General features: G+C 61.2%; 14 protein-coding genes. All 14 read left to right on the top strand.

The genetic code is table 11. The features are described from left to right. The 14 genes from hemW (at position 1) to DW943_RS00945 (ending at position 18,060) form a co-directional block, all read left to right on the top strand. Positions 1 to 1,233, top strand: a complete 1,233-nt coding sequence (gene hemW / locus DW943_RS01010) for a radical SAM family heme chaperone HemW (RefSeq protein ID WP_117861931.1) — start codon at positions 1 to 3, stop codon at positions 1,231 to 1,233. Between the two features lie 58 nt (positions 1,234 to 1,291). Next, entirely contained in the window at positions 1,292 to 2,395 is a 1,104-nt protein-coding gene (locus DW943_RS01005; RefSeq protein WP_199408033.1) for a DnaJ domain-containing protein, read from the top strand. Between the two features lie 81 nt (positions 2,396 to 2,476). Then, positions 2,477 to 3,625 (top strand): molecular chaperone DnaJ, encoded by a 1,149-nt coding sequence (gene dnaJ / locus DW943_RS01000; protein WP_117779077.1) that lies wholly within the window; start codon positions 2,477 to 2,479, stop codon positions 3,623 to 3,625. Positions 3,626 to 3,634: 9 nt separating this feature from the next. Continuing rightward, the gene (locus DW943_RS00995) at positions 3,635 to 4,927 is read left to right on the top strand and encodes a MiaB/RimO family radical SAM methylthiotransferase (protein WP_117861930.1); all 1,293 of its coding nucleotides are present in this window, start codon (positions 3,635 to 3,637) and stop codon (positions 4,925 to 4,927) included. Then, positions 4,908 to 5,894: a PhoH family protein gene (locus tag DW943_RS00990; protein ID WP_117861929.1), complete on the top strand. Its 987-nt coding sequence runs from the start codon at positions 4,908 to 4,910 to the stop codon at positions 5,892 to 5,894. Before DW943_RS00995 ends, DW943_RS00990 begins: the two co-directional genes overlap by 20 nt. Next, a complete protein-coding gene (gene ybeY / locus DW943_RS00985) occupies positions 5,891 to 6,400 on the top strand; it encodes an rRNA maturation RNase YbeY (protein ID WP_117564282.1) in 510 nt (169 codons plus the stop codon). The genes DW943_RS00990 and ybeY overlap by 4 nt, the downstream gene beginning before the upstream one ends. Positions 6,401 to 6,409: 9 nt before the next feature. Next, the gene (locus tag DW943_RS00980) at positions 6,410 to 6,787 is read left to right on the top strand and encodes a diacylglycerol kinase family protein (RefSeq protein WP_117635248.1); all 378 of its coding nucleotides are present in this window, start codon (positions 6,410 to 6,412) and stop codon (positions 6,785 to 6,787) included. 12 nt (positions 6,788 to 6,799) lie between these two features. After that, on the top strand, positions 6,800 to 7,870 hold the full coding sequence (era, locus tag DW943_RS00975) for a GTPase Era (RefSeq protein WP_199413478.1): 1,071 nt from the start codon (positions 6,800 to 6,802) through the stop codon (positions 7,868 to 7,870). A gap of 14 nt (positions 7,871 to 7,884) precedes the next feature. Next, entirely contained in the window at positions 7,885 to 8,634 is a 750-nt protein-coding gene (gene recO, locus DW943_RS00970; RefSeq protein WP_117779074.1) for a DNA repair protein RecO, read from the top strand. A 138-nt stretch (positions 8,635 to 8,772) separates the two neighbouring features. After that, positions 8,773 to 9,051 carry a 30S ribosomal protein S15 gene (gene rpsO, locus DW943_RS00965; protein WP_035138510.1) on the top strand — a complete coding sequence of 93 codons (279 nt, stop codon included), beginning with the start codon at positions 8,773 to 8,775 and terminating at the stop codon, positions 9,049 to 9,051. A gap of 149 nt (positions 9,052 to 9,200) precedes the next feature. Then, a complete protein-coding gene (locus DW943_RS00960) occupies positions 9,201 to 11,447 on the top strand; it encodes a polyribonucleotide nucleotidyltransferase (RefSeq protein ID WP_117861928.1) in 2,247 nt (748 codons plus the stop codon). Between the two features lie 652 nt (positions 11,448 to 12,099). Then, the gene (locus DW943_RS00955; RefSeq protein WP_117861927.1) at positions 12,100 to 13,770 is read left to right on the top strand and encodes a ribonuclease J; all 1,671 of its coding nucleotides are present in this window, start codon (positions 12,100 to 12,102) and stop codon (positions 13,768 to 13,770) included. Between the two features lies 1 nt (position 13,771). Continuing rightward, positions 13,772 to 16,549, top strand: coding sequence for a DNA translocase FtsK (locus DW943_RS00950; RefSeq protein ID WP_233543548.1), 2,778 nt, complete (start codon positions 13,772 to 13,774; stop codon positions 16,547 to 16,549). Further along, positions 16,549 to 18,060 carry a helix-turn-helix transcriptional regulator gene (locus tag DW943_RS00945; protein WP_117861926.1) on the top strand — a complete coding sequence of 504 codons (1,512 nt, stop codon included), beginning with the start codon at positions 16,549 to 16,551 and terminating at the stop codon, positions 18,058 to 18,060. Before DW943_RS00950 ends, DW943_RS00945 begins: the two co-directional genes overlap by 1 nt. Positions 18,061 to 18,074 lie beyond the last annotated feature (14 nt).

Below are 18,074 nucleotides of genomic sequence, written 5' to 3'. Positions count from 1 at the left end.
GTGGCCGTTACCGCGCTGTACGTGCACGTGCCGTTTTGCGCTCAAAAGTGCCGGTACTGCGACTTTGACTCGCGCAGCTTTGCTGCGTGTGATTTGGATGCCGCGCTTGATTCCTATTTTGAGCAGTTGTATGCGCGCCTCGATTCCTTTGGCGACGCCGGGGCGCTTGCGCAGGTCCGTACGGTCTATACTGGCGGCGGCACGCCGTCGCTGGCAGGGGAGCGCCTGGTGAAACTTGCCCGGCGTATCTCCATGTGGTGCAAACCCGTTGAATTTACTTGCGAAGCCAATCCTGAGTCCCTGACCGCTGAGCTCGCCACCGCGCTTGCCGAGGCGGGTGTCACGCGCATCTCTCTGGGCGTGCAAACCCTCGACAATACCGAGCTGGCTGCTATTGGCCGCATTCACGATGCTAATCGGGCACTTGCGGCTATCGCGACGGTAAAGGACACTGGCCTCGATGTGTCGTGCGACCTTATGTGTGGCCTTCCCGGGCAGACGGCGGCGAGTTGGCAGCGCACGCTCGATGGCGTGTTGGCGGCGGCGCCTCATCATGTGTCGGTCTACCCGCTCACGCTCGAGGAGGGCACGCCACTCTATCGCATGGCGTGCCGTGACGAGTCGCTCGAGCCTGATGAGGATTTTCAGGCCGCCTGCATGGATGTGGCACGCGAGCTCCTGGGTGCCGCCGGCTATCACCCGTATGAGGTGGCGAGCTACGCGCTCGATGGGCATGAATGTGCCCATAATATCGCCTACTGGACTGGTCGGGGCTACCTGGGCCTGGGTCGTTCTGCCGCGGGCATGCTCGACGACGAGGATTTCGACCGCTTGGCTGGACTGTTTCCCGGCGTGGCTCCCCGTGGTGACTTTCACCGCGTGCGTTTGGTACAACGCGACGATGCCGCGACGATGTTTGATGCCGAGTATCTGTCGCGGCGCGAGGCGGCGGCCGAGGACCTGATGCTCGCTTGTCGCATGACGCGCGGTGTTGATTCCGACCTGTTGGTTCGCGCGTCTCGTGTCATCCCTGCCGATGAACTGGCAGCGGCTTGTGATCGCGCTCTTGAGCTTGGGCTTGCCACTTGGGTGCCCGAGCACGGTGATACCCATGCGGGGCCTATCGCCTCTGTCGATGTCATCGCTGGCCGCACCTGTGCCCGTCTGGCGCCGACCCATCTGGGCTGGCTCGATGGAAATGTTCTGTTCGAGCTGTTTTGGGATCTAGCTTAGGCCGCTCGGGTAGAATTACCGGAATATATACGCTGCTGTGAGCAGGAGGTTGCCGCGCATGGCGACGATGAACGAAAAAGATTACTACGAGATTCTGGGTGTCTCCAAGGACGCCACCTCGCGTGATATTCAAAAGGCCTTCCAGCAAAAGGCCCGTAAGCTCCATCCGGACGTCAATAAAGAGCCGGATGCCGAGGAAAAGTTTAAAGAGGTTTCCGAGGCCTACGCCGTGCTTTCGGATGAGCAAAAACGTGCGCGCTACGACGCCATGCGTTCTGGCAATCCCTTTGCCGGTGCTCCTACGGCTTCGCCCTATGGTGGCGGCTACGCCGGCAGCACGGGCTATGGCAATCCCTTTGAGGGCGGCTTTCCCTTTGGTGGCGCCTGGGGCCAGCAGCGTCGCGGCCAGGCTGCCTACAATCCCGAGAACGGCGCCAACGTGGTCGTCGATATCAAACTCGACGCCAAGGAGGCCAAGGGCGGTGCCCGCAAGACCGTCCGCTACACGCGCTTCGATACCTGTAGCAACTGCGGCGGCTCGGGCTCCGTTTCGTCTGAGCATGCCCATACCTGCCCGAGCTGCGGTGGCCGCGGCCACATCGACGTCGACCTGTCCTTCCTGTTTGGTGCGGGCACGTTCCAGTCGGTCTGCCCCGAGTGCGGCGGTTCCGGTAAGGTCGTGGCCGACCCCTGCCCCGATTGCGGTGGCAGCGGGCGAACCCGTGTGACCTCCGAGCAGACGATTGAGTTTCCTGCCGGCACGCACGATGGCGACGAGGTCCGCATTAGCGGCATGGGCCATGCTGGCACTAACGGTGCCGCGGGCGGCGACCTGGTCGGCCGCGCCCATGTTGAGGCCGAGCGCTTGGAAGGCAAAGCTCGTACTGGCTTTTACCTGATGGGCATTGTGGCGCCGTTTTTGGTGCTGTCGGCCATCTCGGGAGTGTTCTCGGCCTTTGCCGTGATGTGCTTTATTCCGTTTACCATGGGCCTGTTCATGGTGCTTTCGGACGGTGTGCTTCATCGCAGCCTGCTGTGGTGGAAGCGCGGTGCGATGCAGTTTGCCAACGGTTTTGCCAACGGCTTCATGTTCGCGCTCGTGTCGGTTTGGTTCGCGAGCTGCTCGCAACGGGCCATGCTTTCGCCGTATCAAATGCAATAACATCAAACCCTTTGTTTGCGGTCGGCCCAGCTTGGGTATAGGACGCACTGTGACAATAATGAAAGTCGGAAGGATTCGGTCGTGTCGGAAAATAGGGATTACTACGAGGTGCTTGGCGTCGACAGGGATGCCGACGCGCGGACGATTAAGCGTGCGTTTTTAAAGAAGGCCCGTACCGTACATCCGGATGTTTCGGACGATCCCGAGGCCGAGGCCAAGTTCAAGGAGCTCAACGAGGCCTATTCCGTTCTTTCCGATGAGCAGAAGCGTGCTAACTACGACCGTTACGGCACTGCCGACGGTCCTGGTGGTTCGGGCTATGTCGACATCAACGATATCTTTGGTGGCATGGGCATGGACGACCTGTTCTCGTCGTTCTTTGGCGGTGGCGCCGGTGGTGGCGCCCGCAGCCGTCGTGAGCGTCGTCGCGGACGTGACATGGCCATCTCCCTTTCGGTGACGCTCGAGGAGGCGGCGCTCGGTTGCAAAAAGACGATCAGCTATGATCGCCTTGCTCCTTGCGAGGACTGCAACGGTACCGGTAGGGCCGAGGGTGCACAGGAAAAGCAGTGCAGTCGCTGCCACGGTACGGGCTACGTCACGACGGTTCAGCGATCGTTTTTGGGCCAGGTTCAGTCTTCCTCGCCTTGCCCCGACTGCCATGGCGAGGGCACGGTTATCGACCATCCCTGCGAGACCTGCGACGGTCAGGGCCGCACGCCTTCGCACGAAAAGATCGACATCGATATTCCCGCCGGCGTTTCGACCGGTCGCCAGCTGCGTGTGAGCGGCTTTGGCGAGGCCGGCCTTCGCGGCGAGCCTTCGGGCGACCTGATTGTCAACGTGCGCGTTGCCGACCATGAGCGCTTTAAGCGCAACAGTGACGACCTGTACCTGGTGAGCGATATCTCGATTGCGCAGGCTGCGCTTGGCTGCGAGATCGAGGTCGAGGGCATTATGCCCGACGAGGTCGTTAAGGTGACGGTTCCCGCCGGCGCCCAGTACGGCGACACCGTGAGCGTCAATAATTACGGCATGCCGCGTATCGGCGGTGGCGGTTCGCGCGGTCGTCTGGTCGTGCAGCTGCGCGTGGTCGTCCCCACCAATCTCTCTAACAAGCAGCGCGAGCTGCTTCGCGCCTTCGCCGACGAGATGGGCGATGACGTCGCATCCGGTAAGAAGTCGGTGACCGACCGTATCAAGAGTGCCCTCGACGACATCCTCGATTAAGGAGCCCGTGTGCTCGCACCCCATATTTCCGTCGTCAACCTCGGTTGCCGTGTCAACCGGGTTGAGTCCGACCGTATCACTGCCGATCTTATGCGCCTAGGCTTTGCGATGGTGGAGCCACCGGACGCCGATCTGATCGTTATCAATACCTGCGCCGTGACGGGGGAGGCCGAGGCCAAGACCCGTAAGGCCGTCCGTCATGCGCTGGCCCATCCAAATGAGCCCTATGTGCTCGTGACCGGTTGCGTGGTCAATTTGCATCCCGAGGAGCTGTTGGAGCTTTCGGATCGCGTGATCGCCGAGCCGTCCAAGATCGATGTCGCCGAACGTGTCTGCGAGGTGCTGGGCGTTGAGTCCGATAGCGTTCCCGCCTGCAGCGATGGCGAGGTGGTCGATGCGCTCGGTCGCTCTCGCCTGGGCGTGAAGATCCAGGACGGCTGCAACCATCGCTGCACCTATTGCATTGTGTGGAAGGCGCGCGGCCCCGAGCGCTCCGTGCCTGTCGAGTCCGTGCTTGAGCAAGTTCGCGAGGCCCAGGAGGCCGGCGTGCCCGAGGTGGTGCTGACCGGTGTGAACCTGGGTGCCTACGATGGCAAGAGCGCGACCGACGAGCATGTCGAAATCGATGAGCTGCTCGAGGCCATCATGGAGCGCACGACTATTGCGCATGTGCGCATTTCCTCGGTCGAGCCCATGGATATCTCTGAGCGCCTGCTTAAGGTTATGGCGCGCTATCCGCAGCGTATCGCCCCGTTTTTGCACCTGCCCGTGCAGTCCGGCTGTACGGCGACCCTGCATCGCATGGGTCGTCCCTATAGTGCGGAGGCCTTTGAGGACACGGTGCGTATGATTCGCGCCAACTTGCCCCAGGCGTCTCTTTCGTGCGATGTCATCGTCGGTTTTCCTGGTGAGACGGACGAGGAGTTCGAGGAGTCGCTGGCGCTGTGCCGCCGTGTGGGTTTCTCGCGTATGCACGTGTTCCGCTATAGCAAGCGTCCCGGTACCCTTGCTGCCGACATGCCCGACCAGGTGCCGCCCGAGGTTATGGCCGAGCGCAGCCGTCGTATGCGAGACACGGCGCAGGAGCTCGCTATTGCCGATGCTCGTCGTCGCGTGGGCACTGTCGAGCGTGCCGTGCTTGAGTACGGTGACAATTTAACGCTCGGTTCGTTCCATCATGCCCGTCTTGACGATACCTGTGGACTTACAGCCCCGTGCCTGCTCGATGTTGCTATCATCGGAGTCGATGATTCCGGCTTGGTCCATGCGCGCAGGGAGGTCCATGGAAGCCTCGAAGATTAGACTTACCGTTCCCGAGGGAGTTGATCCCTCGCGTGTTTTGGGCGCCGGCGACGGCGTCCTTCGTGCGCTCGAGAGCTTGGTTCGCGCTCACGTGGTCGCCCGTAGCGATAGCATCTCCGTGAGCGGTGACCCGGATGAGGTCGAACTCGTGGCGCGTTTTTTTGAACACGCTTTTCGCGAGGCGGCGGCCGGTCGTACCCTGTCTGCCGACGATGTCTCGCGTTGCCTGGCCGTCTTGCGCGACGGCGAGCATGAGGCCACATCGCTTCGCGATGACGTGCTGCTTTCATACCGCGGTCGTGTCATTCGTCCCAAGACGCTTGGGCAAAAGCGCTATGTGGATGCCATTCGCTCGCATACCATCACCTTTGGCTTGGGTCCTGCCGGTACCGGTAAGACCTATCTGGCCATGGCGCTCGCCGTTGCCGCGCTCAAGCGCCATGAGGTGGGCCGTTTGATCTTGACGCGTCCGGTTGTCGAAGCAGGGGAGAACCTGGGCTTTTTGCCTGGCACCCTCGAGGAAAAGATCGATCCGTACATGCGTCCGCTCTACGACGCCCTTTTTGACATGATGGATCGCGAGCGCACCGATGAGCTTATGGAGCGCGGCGTGATCGAGATTGCCCCGCTTGCCTATATGCGCGGTCGTACGCTGAGCGATGCTTTCGTGGTGCTCGACGAGGCGCAAAATACCACGCCCGAGCAGATGAAGATGTTCCTGACACGCCTTGGATTCAACTCCAAGTTCGTGATTACCGGCGACCTTAGCCAGCGCGACCTGGTGGGTCGTCGTGGTGGCTTGGCGGATGTCGAGCAGATTTTGGGCCGTGTCGACGATGTGGCGTTTGCACACCTGGAGCGCGCCGATGTGGTGCGCCATGCCCTGGTGGGTCGTATCGTCGAGGCATACGATGCTTATGATGACGTGCGTGAGCAGCGCTCGCGCGACCGAAAGGAGTCCCGTTGAGTGTATTGATCAGCAACGATGCCGAGCTCGATACGCTGCTCGACGCGCAGGAAGTGGAGCACATCTGCGAGGTTGTGCTTGCCGCCGAGGGCGTTGAACGTGAAGTCGAGATTTCCCTTTCGTATGTCGACGAGGACGAGATGCACGAGCTCAACCACGAGTGGCGTGGCATCGACCGCACCACCGATGTGCTCTCGTTTGAATGCGACTCGGCCTTTGACGAGGATATTCCCGCCGACGAGACGCTCGAGCTCGGCGATATCATCTTGGCCCCGCAGGTCATTGCCCGTCAGGCCCCCGGCTTTGGCAATAGCCCTGCCGACGAGTGCCGCCTGATGCTCGTACACGGCATGCTGCACCTGCTGGGGTATGACCATATCGAGGACGACGAGGCCGAGGTCATGGAGGCCCGCGAGGACGCTATCCTGCGCGATCTGGCGCTCGAGCGCGGCGAGGACCCCAAACTCGTTCACGTCGGCCCCATCACCAATCATGCCCACGACTAGGAGCCGCTTATGATTCCCGGATCGAACAAGGACCATCCGTCCTTTTTAAAGTCGTTCTCCTACGCCATGGAGGGCTTCGTCACCGCCGTCAAGACCGAGCGCAACATTAAGGTTATGCTCGTGGCGGGCGTGTGCACCATCATTGCCGGCTGCATCGTGGGGCTCGACATTGCCGAGTGGGCCACGATTATCATCTGCTGCGGCCTGGTGATTCACGGCGAGCTGTGCAATACCGCCATGGAGGCCATTGTCGATCTGGCGACCCAGGAGCTCCATCCGCTGGCAAAACGCGCCAAGGACATCGCCGCCGCCTCGGTATACGTACTTTCAATCACCGCCGCGATTGTGGGCTTGCTGGTATTTGCCCACGCGCTCGGCTTTATTTAGAAAGGGATTCCCATGTCCGACAATATGCAGCCTACCGATGAGATTTTGGACGACGAGTCCCTGGACGAGGCTGAAGGTGCCGATTCGTTTGACGAGGCCGAGGAGTTCGACCCGTTTGAGGGCATGAGCGACGAGGAACTCGACGCCCTGTGCGACGAGGACGACAGCCTCGCGGGCTTTGGCGACGTTGAGCCCGGTTTCCGCAGTGGCTTCGTGGCCTTGGTCGGCCGCCCCAACGCCGGTAAGTCAACGCTGCTCAACGCCTGCTATGGCAAAAAGGTCGCCATCACCTCGCCGGTGGCCCAGACGACCCGCCGTCGCATGCGCGCCGTCGTCAACCGTCCCGGCTACCAGCTGGTCTTTGTCGATACCCCGGGTATTCATAAGCCCAAGGACGGTCTGGGATCCGAGCTCAACAAGAGTGCGTTGTTCGAGCTGAACGATGTCGATGTTGTCGCGTTTTTGATTGATGCCACTAAACCGATTGGCAGGGGAGACGCCTGGGTTGCCGAGCGTGTCAAGAATGCCCGTTCCAAGAAGGTCCTGGTGCTCACCAAGGCCGATGAAGCCGACCCCGCACAGGTCATGGAGCAGCTTAAGGCCGCCCACGAGCTTATGGAATATGACGACGAGATCGTGACGTCGTCGGTCAAGAACTTTAACGTCGATGCCTTCATCGAGACCGTTGCGCACTTTTTGCCCGAGGGTCCGCGTTGGTTCCCCGAGGACATGGGTACCGACGCTTCCGATGAGACGCTCGTTGCCGAGTTTGTGCGCGAGAAGGTTTTGCGCCGCACCCGCGATGAGATCCCGCACTCCGTGGGCGTGATTTGCGATGCGCTTGAGCAGACCAAGAAGGTGCTGCGCGTGCACGCCACCATTTACGTCGAGCGCGAGGGCCAAAAGGGCATCATCATCGGCAAGGGCGGCGAGATGATCAAACATATCGGCATCGACGCCCGTCGCGACCTTGAGCGCATCTTTGGCACCCAGGTCTTTTTGGAGCTGGACGTGAAGGTCAAGGCCGGCTGGCGTGACGACGAGGCCCAGATTCGCCGCTTTGGGTATAACGCCGAAGACTAACCTTTCGAACGCATATGGCAGGTTCTCGCACATATCGCACAAAAGTGCTCGTCCTCGATAAGACCAAGCTCAAGGAAACCGATCTGATTTTGACGATGCTTGACGAGCGAGGCCGCCAGGTGCGTGCCGTGGCAAAGGGCGCGCGCAAGCCTGGCGGTCGCTTGGCGGCGCGCTGCGAGCTGTTCTGCACGGTGGATATGCTGCTCGCGCACGGACGCTCGCTCGACATCGTGTCTCAGGCCGAGTTGTTGGAGGCTCCCCTTGGCGCCGCCCCCGACTATGAGGTGACCTGTGCGGCGAGTGCGATCGCCGAGGTCGCGCGCGTATGTTCGTTTGAGGATGCCGAGGATCCGTTTACCTTTGCCATTTCCTCGCGCGCCTTGGAACTCGTGGGCGGCGGCCTCGATGCGGCGCACATGGACCTCCTGGTAGCCGCCTTTGTCTTTAAGCTGCTGTCGCATATTGGGTATCGTCCCGATTTTTCTGCCTGTGTGTCGTGCGGCGACCCCATGCTGTCGTATTTTTCGCCCCAGGCCGGCGGGCTCATGTGCGGGTCGTGCGCGTCGAGCGTTCCGGGTGCCGAGCTCGTGTCGACCGGTGAGGTCGCATGGCTGCGCGCCCTTATGGGCATGACCTTCGACGAGCTTATGGATCAAAAGATCGACCCGCATACTGCGGCGTTTTTGCTCGGGCTTTCGCATGTCTGGGCGGCAACACATACCGATCAACGGCTCCGTGCGATGGAATTCATGTTGGGTCGGTGATGATGCGCAGGCGCAGGCTGCTTGTGGTAACATACCGACCTGTTGGTACCTCGACCTTGGTTGCTCGCTCCACCGGCGGCTTCCCAGTCCGAGGCGAATCGAGTCGCCCGCGGGCGACGTAAAACGAAAGGTGAAACAATGACTGTTTCCAAAGAGCGCAAGGCGGAGCTGACTGCCCAGTTCGGTAACACCCCGGTCGACACCGGTAACCCCAAGGTTCAGGTTGCCATCCTGTCCGAGCGCATCAAGGAGCTGACCGAGCACATGAAGTCCCACCAGAAGGACTTCCACACGCGTCGTGGCCTGCTTATGCTCGTCGGCCGCCGTCGTCGTCTTCTCTCCTACATCAAGAAGAACGACATCGTCGAGTACCGTGAGCTCATCAAGGCTCTGGGCATCCGCGACAACATCCAGTAGGATTTGTACATGCTAAGAGCGTCCTGCGCAGCGGGGCGCTCTTTTTGTGTAAGGGCGTGAACAATCACGCTCTGAAGCGTGGCGGGGGCAGGGGGCCCGCGTCACATGAGAAGCCCGCAGGCAAGGGGCCTGTGGGGTAAAGGAGAACAATGACACTCGTATCCAAGACCTTTGAGCTGTACGGCAAGACCTACACCTTTGAGTCCGGCGAGCTTGCCAAGCAGGCCACCGGCGCCTGTCTGGTCAAGCAGGGCGACACCACGATGCTCGACACCGTGGTCGTCTCCAAGGAGCGTAAGAACTACGACTTCTTTCCGCTGACCGTCGACTTCAACGAGAAGATGTACGCCGCCGGTCGCATCCCGGGTGGCTACCTCAAGCGCGAGGGCCGTCCCAGCGAGAAGGCCACGCTCACGGCCCGTATGATCGACCGCCCGATCCGCCCGAGCTTCCCGGACGGCTTCCGCAACGAGGTGCACATCGTCGCTACCTCGCTCGTCGCCGACCAGGTCAACCCCTTCGACGTCATCAACGTCATGGGTGCTTCCCTGGCCATGACGCTCGGCGGCGTGCCCTTCGAGGGCCCGCTTGCCTGCGTGCGCATCGGCCGCAACGTGGAGACCGGCGAGTTTATCGTCAACCCCACCTATGAGGAGCGCGAGAACTCCGACCTGGACCTGGAGCTGGGCGGCTCTGCCGACTTTATCTCGATGGTCGAGGCCGGCGCCGAGGAGATCTCCGAGGACGACATGCTCGCCGCCATGAAGTTTGGCCAGGAGGCTCTTGCTGCCTTCTGCCAGGCCCAGGACGAGTTCGTCGCTGAGTGGGAGCAGGTCAACGGTGCCATCGTCAAGAAGGAGTACCCGCTCGATCAGCCCGTCGAGGAGGTCCAGGAGCGCATCTTCGCCCACTACGACGAGATGGCTGCTGCCCTGCGCGACGCTGACAAGCTCTCCCGTATCGGCAAGGTCGAGGCTCTGAAGGAGTCCATCCGTGCCGAGTTCACCGAGGAGGAGCAGGCCGCTTGGGAGCGCGAGATCCCCGTGGCGCTCAAGAAGCTCGAGAAGAAGGCCATGCGCACTATGGTCGTCGAGACCGGCGAGCGCGTTGACGGCCGTGCCGCCGATGAGATTCGCCCCATCATGGTGAAGGACAACTACCTGCCGCTCGTTCACGGCTCCGGCCTGTTCCAGCGCGGCCAGACCCAGGTGCTTTCCGTCCTGTCGCTCGGCATGCTCAACGAGGGCCAGCGTCTGGATACCATCGAGCCCACCGAGGGCAAGCGCTACATGCACCACTACAATTTCCCGCCGTTCTGCACCGGCGAGACCGGCCGCATGGGCAGCCCCAAGCGCCGCGAGATCGGACACGGCAACCTGGCCGAGCGCGCCCTGCTTCCGGTGCTCCCCGACGAGAACGAGTTCCCCTACGCCATCCGCGTGGTCTCCGAGGTCATGGAGTCCAACGGCTCCTCTTCGATGGCTTCGACCTGCGGCTCCACGCTTGCTCTTATGGACGGCGGCGTGCCCATTAAGCGCCCGGTCTCCGGTATCGCCATGGGCCTGATCCAGGAGGAGGGCAAGACCGTGGTCCTGTCCGACATCCAGGGTCTCGAGGACTTCCTGGGCGACATGGACTTTAAGGTCACCGGTACCACCGAGGGCATCACCGCCCTGCAGATGGACAACAAGGCCACCGGTCTTACCTTCGACATCCTGGCCCGCGCCCTGCAGCAGGCCAAGGAGGGTCGCGCCTTCCTCCTGCAGAAGATGCTCGATGTGATTCCCGAGCCGCGCCACACCACGCGCAGCACCGCTCCGCGCATCGTCTCCATCCAGGTTCCGACCGACAAGATTCGCGACGTCATCGGCTCCGGCGGCAAGGTCATCCGCGGTATCCAGGACGAGACCGGCGCTTCGGTCGACATCCAGGAGGACGGCACCGTCTTTGTCGGCGGCACCGGCGAGTCCGTCGACCAGGCTGTCGAGCGTATCAAGCTCATCATCAAGGTTCCCGAGCCGGGCGAGGAGTACACCGGTCGCGTGGTCTCCATCCAGCCCTTCGGCGCCTTCGTCAACCTACTGCCCGGTAAGGACGGCCTGCTGCATATCTCCCGCGTCGCCAAGGGTCGCGTGGAGAAGGTCGAGGATGTCCTCAACGTTGGCGACGAGGTCAAGGTCGTCGTCATCGAGGTTGACGATCGCGGCAAGATCTCGCTCGATCGTCTCGACAAGCCCGAGGCCCCGGCTCGCGCCGAGGGTGCCTCCGAGGGTGACGGCGAGCACTTCCAGCGTCGTGAGCGTCCGCGTCGCGAGCGCTCCGAGCGCAGCGACCGCCCGCGCCGTCCCGGCGACAACGGAGGCCGCAAGCCCCGCCGTCACCACGACGCCGAGTAACAGCAACACATAAGCAGCTCAATAAAGGGCGACTCCACCATGGAGTCGCACTTTTGCTATTCCCGGCGGGGTCCGCGGGTAAAGTTTCCTGCTCTACAGTCCTGCTCACGACGGAGGCCACATTAAGTGGCCTCCTGTTCGTGCGGAACTCGCGATAAACTTTACCCGCGGCCCCCGCCGGGAATAGCAAAAGGTCTGGTTGCTGCGGGTTGCGATTTTGTCAGACAGTCTATTCAGTTATTTGAATTCAGATCTTTTGACAATCGCATGCGCGTCATTGCCCCAGATAAAACCGACCAAAATAAAGCTGTCCTATTTTGGCAGGTCTGGTCTCAGCGGGCCCGGCACGGGCTAAGTTTATCGCGAGTTCCGCACGCAAAGGAAAGCACTTAATGTGCTTTCCGTCTTGCGCAGGACTGTAGAGCAGGAAACTTAGCCCGTGCCGGGCCCGCTGAGACCAGACCGGCGGGATAGACGGGTTCAGATGGGGCTTTGATGCATGGGTGGTCTGTTGTTGTGCAAATGGGTATCATACTGTGGTTATTGCATCGACTCCGTGATGCATGTTTGTACGTTCCCGACGGTCGGTTTGCCAGAAGCGCCCCGCCGGTTGTTCCAGACCCGTTTCGAAGAAAGGAAACAATACTCACCTATGGCAGCTAAAAAATCATCTCCCTTGAAGATCATTCCGCTCGGTGGCCTTGACGGCATCGGCAAGAACATGACGGTCTTCGAGTGCGGCGACGACATGGTTCTCGTCGACGCCGGCCTCATGTTCCCCGACGACTCCCAGCCCGGTATCGACCTGGTCCTTCCCGACTATACCTATGTTCTTGAGAACGAGGAGAAGCTCCGCGGCATCATCGTCACCCACGGCCACGAGGACCACACCGGTTCGCTTCCGTACCTGCTGCAGGACCTCAACAATAAGGTGCCCATCTTCTCGAGCAAGCTCACGCTTGGCTTTATCGAGGGCAAGCTCTCCGAGTTCCGCATCCGCGCGCCCAAGTTTCGTGAGGTCAAGGGCGGAAGCCACGTCAATCTGGGTGGCATCTCGCTCGACTTCTTCTCGATGACGCACTCCATCCCCGGTGCTCTGGGCGTGTTTATTCGCACCAACCAGGGCACCGTTATGCACACGGGCGACTTTAAGCTCGACCAGACGCCCATCGATGGCGTCACGCCCGACTATGCCGCCATCAGCCGCTTTGCCAAGCAGGGCATCGACCTGCTGCTGTCCGACTCCACCAACGCCACGGTTCCCGGCTTTACCAAGTCCGAGGCCGAGGTCGGTCCCAGCTTGCTGCATGCCATCAAGAACGCCCCGGGCCGCGTGTTCGTCGCGTCGTTCTCGAGCCACATCCATCGCCTGCAGCAGATCTGCGATGCCGCCCGCAAGTGCGGTCGTAAGGTCGTCGTGACCGGCCGCTCCATGCTCACCAACACCCGCGTGGCGCGTGAGTTGGGTTACCTCAACATCGACGATGCCGATATCATTGATGCCTTTGATATCGATAACCTGCCCGACGACAAGATTGTCGTCATGTGCACCGGCTCTCAGGGCGAGCCGCTGTCGGCCCTGTCCCGCATGGCCAATGGCGAGCACAAGACGCTTTCTATCCACGAGGGCGATACCGTCATCCTATCCGCTACGCCCGTTCCTGGCAACGAGAAGGCCGTGCAACAGGTCGTCAACAGCCTGGCCAAGCTTGGCTGCGACGTGTGGGATAAGAATCGCGCCCTCGTCCATGTCTCGGGCCACGGCAGCCAGGAGGAGCTCAAGCTTCTGATGGCCATGGCCAAGCCCACCTACTTTATGCCGGTTCACGGCGAGGCCGTTCACCTGCGTGCCCATGCCCAGCTTGCCCGTAAGATGGGCATTAAGGATGATCACATCTTTATCCTCGATAACGGCGACACGCTCGAGATGCGTGGCGGCATCGTCAAGCGCGGCACGCCCGTCGAGTCCGGCGTCGTCTACGTCGACGGTCTGCGTATCGGCGATACCGACCCCATCGTCCTGCGCGATCGTCAGAAGCTCGCCAATGACGGTATGGTCACGTCCGTCGCCATCGTCTCGCTTAAGCACAAGAAGATCGAGGCCATCGAGTTCTCGGGCCGCGGTGTTTCGTTTGCCATTGACGACCAGTTCTCCGAGGATGCCTCCGCGTCCATCATGAAGACGATCGAGAAGGGCAAGTTCAGCTTCACCAGCAGCGGTTCCGACGCCATTCGCAAGGCCGTGCGCGACTCGCTCTCCAACTTTATCTGGAGCCGTACGCGCACTCGCCCGATGATCATCCCGGTCGTCATGGAGGTTTAGTTTGGCGCGCGGATCTGCACAAAACGCCAAAGGCAATAAGGCCAACAACCAACCGGCATCTGCTAAGGGTGCCGGTTCCCATCTTCGTGCCAATAAGGGTCACGAGGACGAGTTCGAGGATTTTGAGCCCTTGGTCGAGCCTTCGGCCAACCGTGATATCGCGGGCGTTATTATTGCCGTGCTGGCTATTGCGTCCTTCATCGCCGTGATTTCGCCGGCGAGCGCACCTGTTACGACCGCTGTTGCCGGTTTCTACCACTTGGGCTTTGGCCTGGGTGCTTACGTGCTGCCGATCGTCATCCTGCTGTTTGCCGCCACGCTCTTTTTGGGCGAGGATTCGCCGCTTAACGTGCGCTCGGTTGCAGGCGGCACCGTGGTCTTTGTGGCCGTGGTTTCCATCCTGTCGTTGATGGTGCCGGATACGGGTGATTCGTGCGACCTTATGTTCACGCCGCAAAACCTGTCCGCTTCGGGTGGCTACATCGGTGCCTTTATCGCAAGCACGCTGCAGAACGCCCTGGGTAAGCCTATCGCGATGGTGGTCCTGCTGGGCCTTGTCGTCGTGGGTTTGGTCATCATCGGCTTTTCGGTGGGCGGTGTGCTGCGCTCTGCACGCGATCGCGCTGCCGATTTTGCCGAGCGTCGACGTGCCGATGTCAATGCGAGCCCGTGGGGCGATGAAGAGGCCCTGTCTGTTCCCGGCGTCGCTCGTCCGCACCTGAGCATTTTGCGCCAGAAGGGGACTGACGCCGCGGTGACCACGGTCATGGGTGGCGATGTCGACCCGGTTTTGGATGACGACGAGGACGATGACCCGTTTGTCGACGTATCCGAGTCGGTTGAAGCCGAGCGGGCCAAGACCACGCTGCTGCCGCGCCGTCATGCCAAGAAGGGCAAGACGGTTCCCAAGCTCAATACGAGTGAGCCCGACCCGTCTTGGTCCGATAGCGAGATTGAGCTCACCGAGGGCGATGACGAGGACGACGAGGCTCCGATTGAGACCGCAAAGACAACTTTGCTGCCGCGTCGCCATGCAAAGCGCGGCCAGGTCACCGGACAGCTTTCGATGGAGGACGATCCGGACAAGGTTGACGAGTCCGAGCCGCCGTTTTCCGTGAATCCTGTTTCGGCCGCACCTCAGATTCCCGACTTCTTAAAGCATCCCAAGGTTGCCGATGCGCCTGCCACGAGTGCTGTCGAATCGGCTGCGGCTCGTGATGGGGGAGCGGACGGCGGTGCCGCAGATAACGAGGGCGAAGAAGAGGACGGCCTCAAGCTTCCGCCGCTCGAAATCCTACATGCCAACCCGCAGTCGGCTTCTGCCGCGTCTTCGGATAAGGAGCTGGAGCAGACCGCTGAGTCACTGCAATCCACCTTGCTTGAGTTTGGCCGTAGCGCCCGCGTCGTCGGCTGGATCGCCGGCCCCACGGTGACGACCTTTAAGCTGCAACCTGGCGAGGGCGAGCGCGTGAGCAAGATTTCGAGCCTCGAGGACGATATTGCGCTTTCGCTCGCCGCCCAGTCGGTTCGTATCTTTGCCCCGATCCCCGGCACCTCTCTCGTTGGTATCGAGATTCCCAACCGCAAGCGCCAGAACGTCAATCTGGGCGACGTGCTGCCCTATGTGAAGGGCGGTCCGCTCGAGCTCGCCATCGGCCGCGACGCCGAGGGCACGCCGGTTGTCGCCGACCTCGCCAAGATGCCTCACCTGTTGATTGCCGGTACGACCGGTTCTGGTAAGTCGGTGATGATCAACTCCATCATCACGACCTTGCTCATGCGCGCCCTTCCCGAGGACGTTCGCCTGATCATGGTCGACCCCAAGCGCGTCGAGCTTGCGGGCTATAACGGTCTGCCGCATCTCTATGTGCCCGTGGTGACCGAGCCCAAGCAGGCCGCGAGCGCTCTGCAATGGGCTGTGTCCGAGATGGAGCGTCGCCTGAAGGTCTTCGAGCGTCTCAACGTGCGTAAGATCTCGACCTACAACGAAAAGCAGGCTGCTGGCGAGTTTGAGCATTACGACAACCCGCCGCAAAAGATGCCCTACCTGGTCATTATCATTGACGAGCTCTCTGACCTGATGATGGTCGCCGGTAAGGATGTCGAGGCCTCGATCGTGCGTATTGCACAGCTGGGCCGCGCCGCCGGTATTCACCTTATCGTTGCCACGCAGCGCCCCAGCTCCAACGTGGTGACGGGCCTCATTAAGGCCAACATCACCAACCGTATCGCCTTTAACGTCGCCACGGGCATCGACTCGCGCGTCATCATCGACCAGATGGGCGCCGAGAAACTCACCGGTTTGGGCGACATGTTGTTCTCCAAGGTCGACTGGGGCAAGCCCCGCCGTATCCAGGGCTGCTTTGTCTCGGATGATGAGATCAACGAGATTGTCGAGTTCGTCAAGTCGCAGAGTGAGCCCGACTACCACGAGGAGATCCTGTCTGCCGTGGCGCCCGCTTCCATGTCCATGGCGGGTGGCGGCGGCATTGTCCGCACCGGAGTAGCCGAGCCGCAAGACGATGATCCGCTCATTTGGGAAGCCGCCCATATTGTGGTGGAATCGCAGCTTGGCTCCACATCTGGCCTGCAACGTCGTCTGAAGGTTGGCTATGCGCGTGCCGGGCGTATTATGGACATGCTGGAAGAAAAGGGTGTCGTCGGCCCGCCCGACGGTTCCAAGCCGCGCGAGGTCCTGTTGGACGAGGAGGGGCTTGCCGCGCTGGAATCTGTCGACGCCGAGATGGCACGTGAAGATCGTGAGTTTGGAGGATTCTGATGGCTGCACGCTTTGGTGACATGCTGCTCGAGCAGCGTCGCCGAATGGGCCTTTCCATTCAGCAGGTCGCCAACACCATCAAAATCAGGCCGCAGATCATCGAGTTTTTCGAGACCGGTAACTTTGCTTCGATGCCGCCGCGCGGCTATGCGCAGGGCATGATTTCGAGCTATGCTCGCTTTTTGGGCCTCAATCCGCGCGAGGTCGTCAATGCCTACTTTGACGAGCTGATGGCATACGAGCGCGAGACGTCGCAGCAGGGCGGTCGTTTTCAGGACGCCGCCGGCTATGTCAATTCACGTTCCTCGGTGGATAATGGGCGCTTCTTGATGGTTCAGGGTGGTCGCTCAACGCGTTATGGTCAGCGTCCGCAGCAGGCTGGCTATATTACCGAGACGGGTTCGGGCGAGGAGATTCGCTCACAGCGTGACCGGTTCCGCAGTACGCCGATGCCCGAGGACCGTGCACTTCCCGCTGCCCGCGGCGTGGCGCGTGACCCTCGTGCCGGCTACGGCGACGGCGGCTATTCCGATCGCGGTCACCGTGGTATCTCCACCGGACGTTCTCGCAGTGGCTATGCGGACGCCGATGCCACGCAGGTGACGCCGCGTCTTCGCTCTCAATCACAGCCGTATGGCCAGCGCTCTTCGGCTCCGCGTGCGGGCCAGCGTGGCTATCAAGGCCGCGGTGAACTTGCGCCCCGCTCGGGTCAGCGCAGCCTTCAGGGCCAGGGTGGCTATCGCGGCCGTTCCGACAGCAATCGTGGTCGTATGCCTCAGGGAGGCGGCCGCAGCAGTTCCAGTCGTGGACGCGGCGGTTCCCGTACTCCTCAAAACAACGGTCTCGATCCGCGTATCGTCTACGCCGGCATCGGTGCCGTGGCGTTGCTGCTGATCGTGCTCATCGTGGTACTTCTGCGCGGCTGCGCATCTTCGACGCCCGAGACCACGCCCGAGACGCCCACTGCTACCAAGACGACGCCCAAGAAGTCTTCTAAGAAGACCGAAACGGTCGACGAGGACGAAGACACCGATGAGGCGACGGATGAGTCGACCGATTCGGACGCCACCAAGACGACGGCTAAAAAGGAAGTAAACGAGGTAACGAAGGTCAAGGTCTCCGTTGCCAAGGGAAAGACCGCCTGGATTGAGGTCAAGGTCGATGGCAAGTCGGTCTATGGCGCCCAGGCGACTGGCCCCTTTGAGCAGGAGTACACGCCTGAGTCCTCGATCGAGATCACCACGTCCAAGCCTTCCGATGTCACCGTTACCAAGAACGGCGAAAAGGTCCGTTACGATACCAAGACCTCGGGCGTGGCGCGTGTGACGATCACCGTTCCCAAGAAGGAGACGACTGGTTCCGAGAATGGTGAAAGTTCTGATGGTACCGACACCACCGATGGTGCCGACACCACCGACGGCACCGATGCCCAGTCCACGGATGGCGCCGATACCGCAACTGACGGCCAGACGCCCACCGATTCTACCGACTATTCGTACGATAGCTACTAAGCCGCTCGTACGCG

This window comes from Collinsella sp. AM44-11 (genome assembly GCF_003467145.1).
Lineage (GTDB): Bacteria > Actinomycetota > Coriobacteriia > Coriobacteriales > Coriobacteriaceae > Collinsella.
The sequence above is the reverse complement of the archived record's forward strand: the minus strand, read 5'-3'. Positions and strand labels throughout refer to the sequence as shown.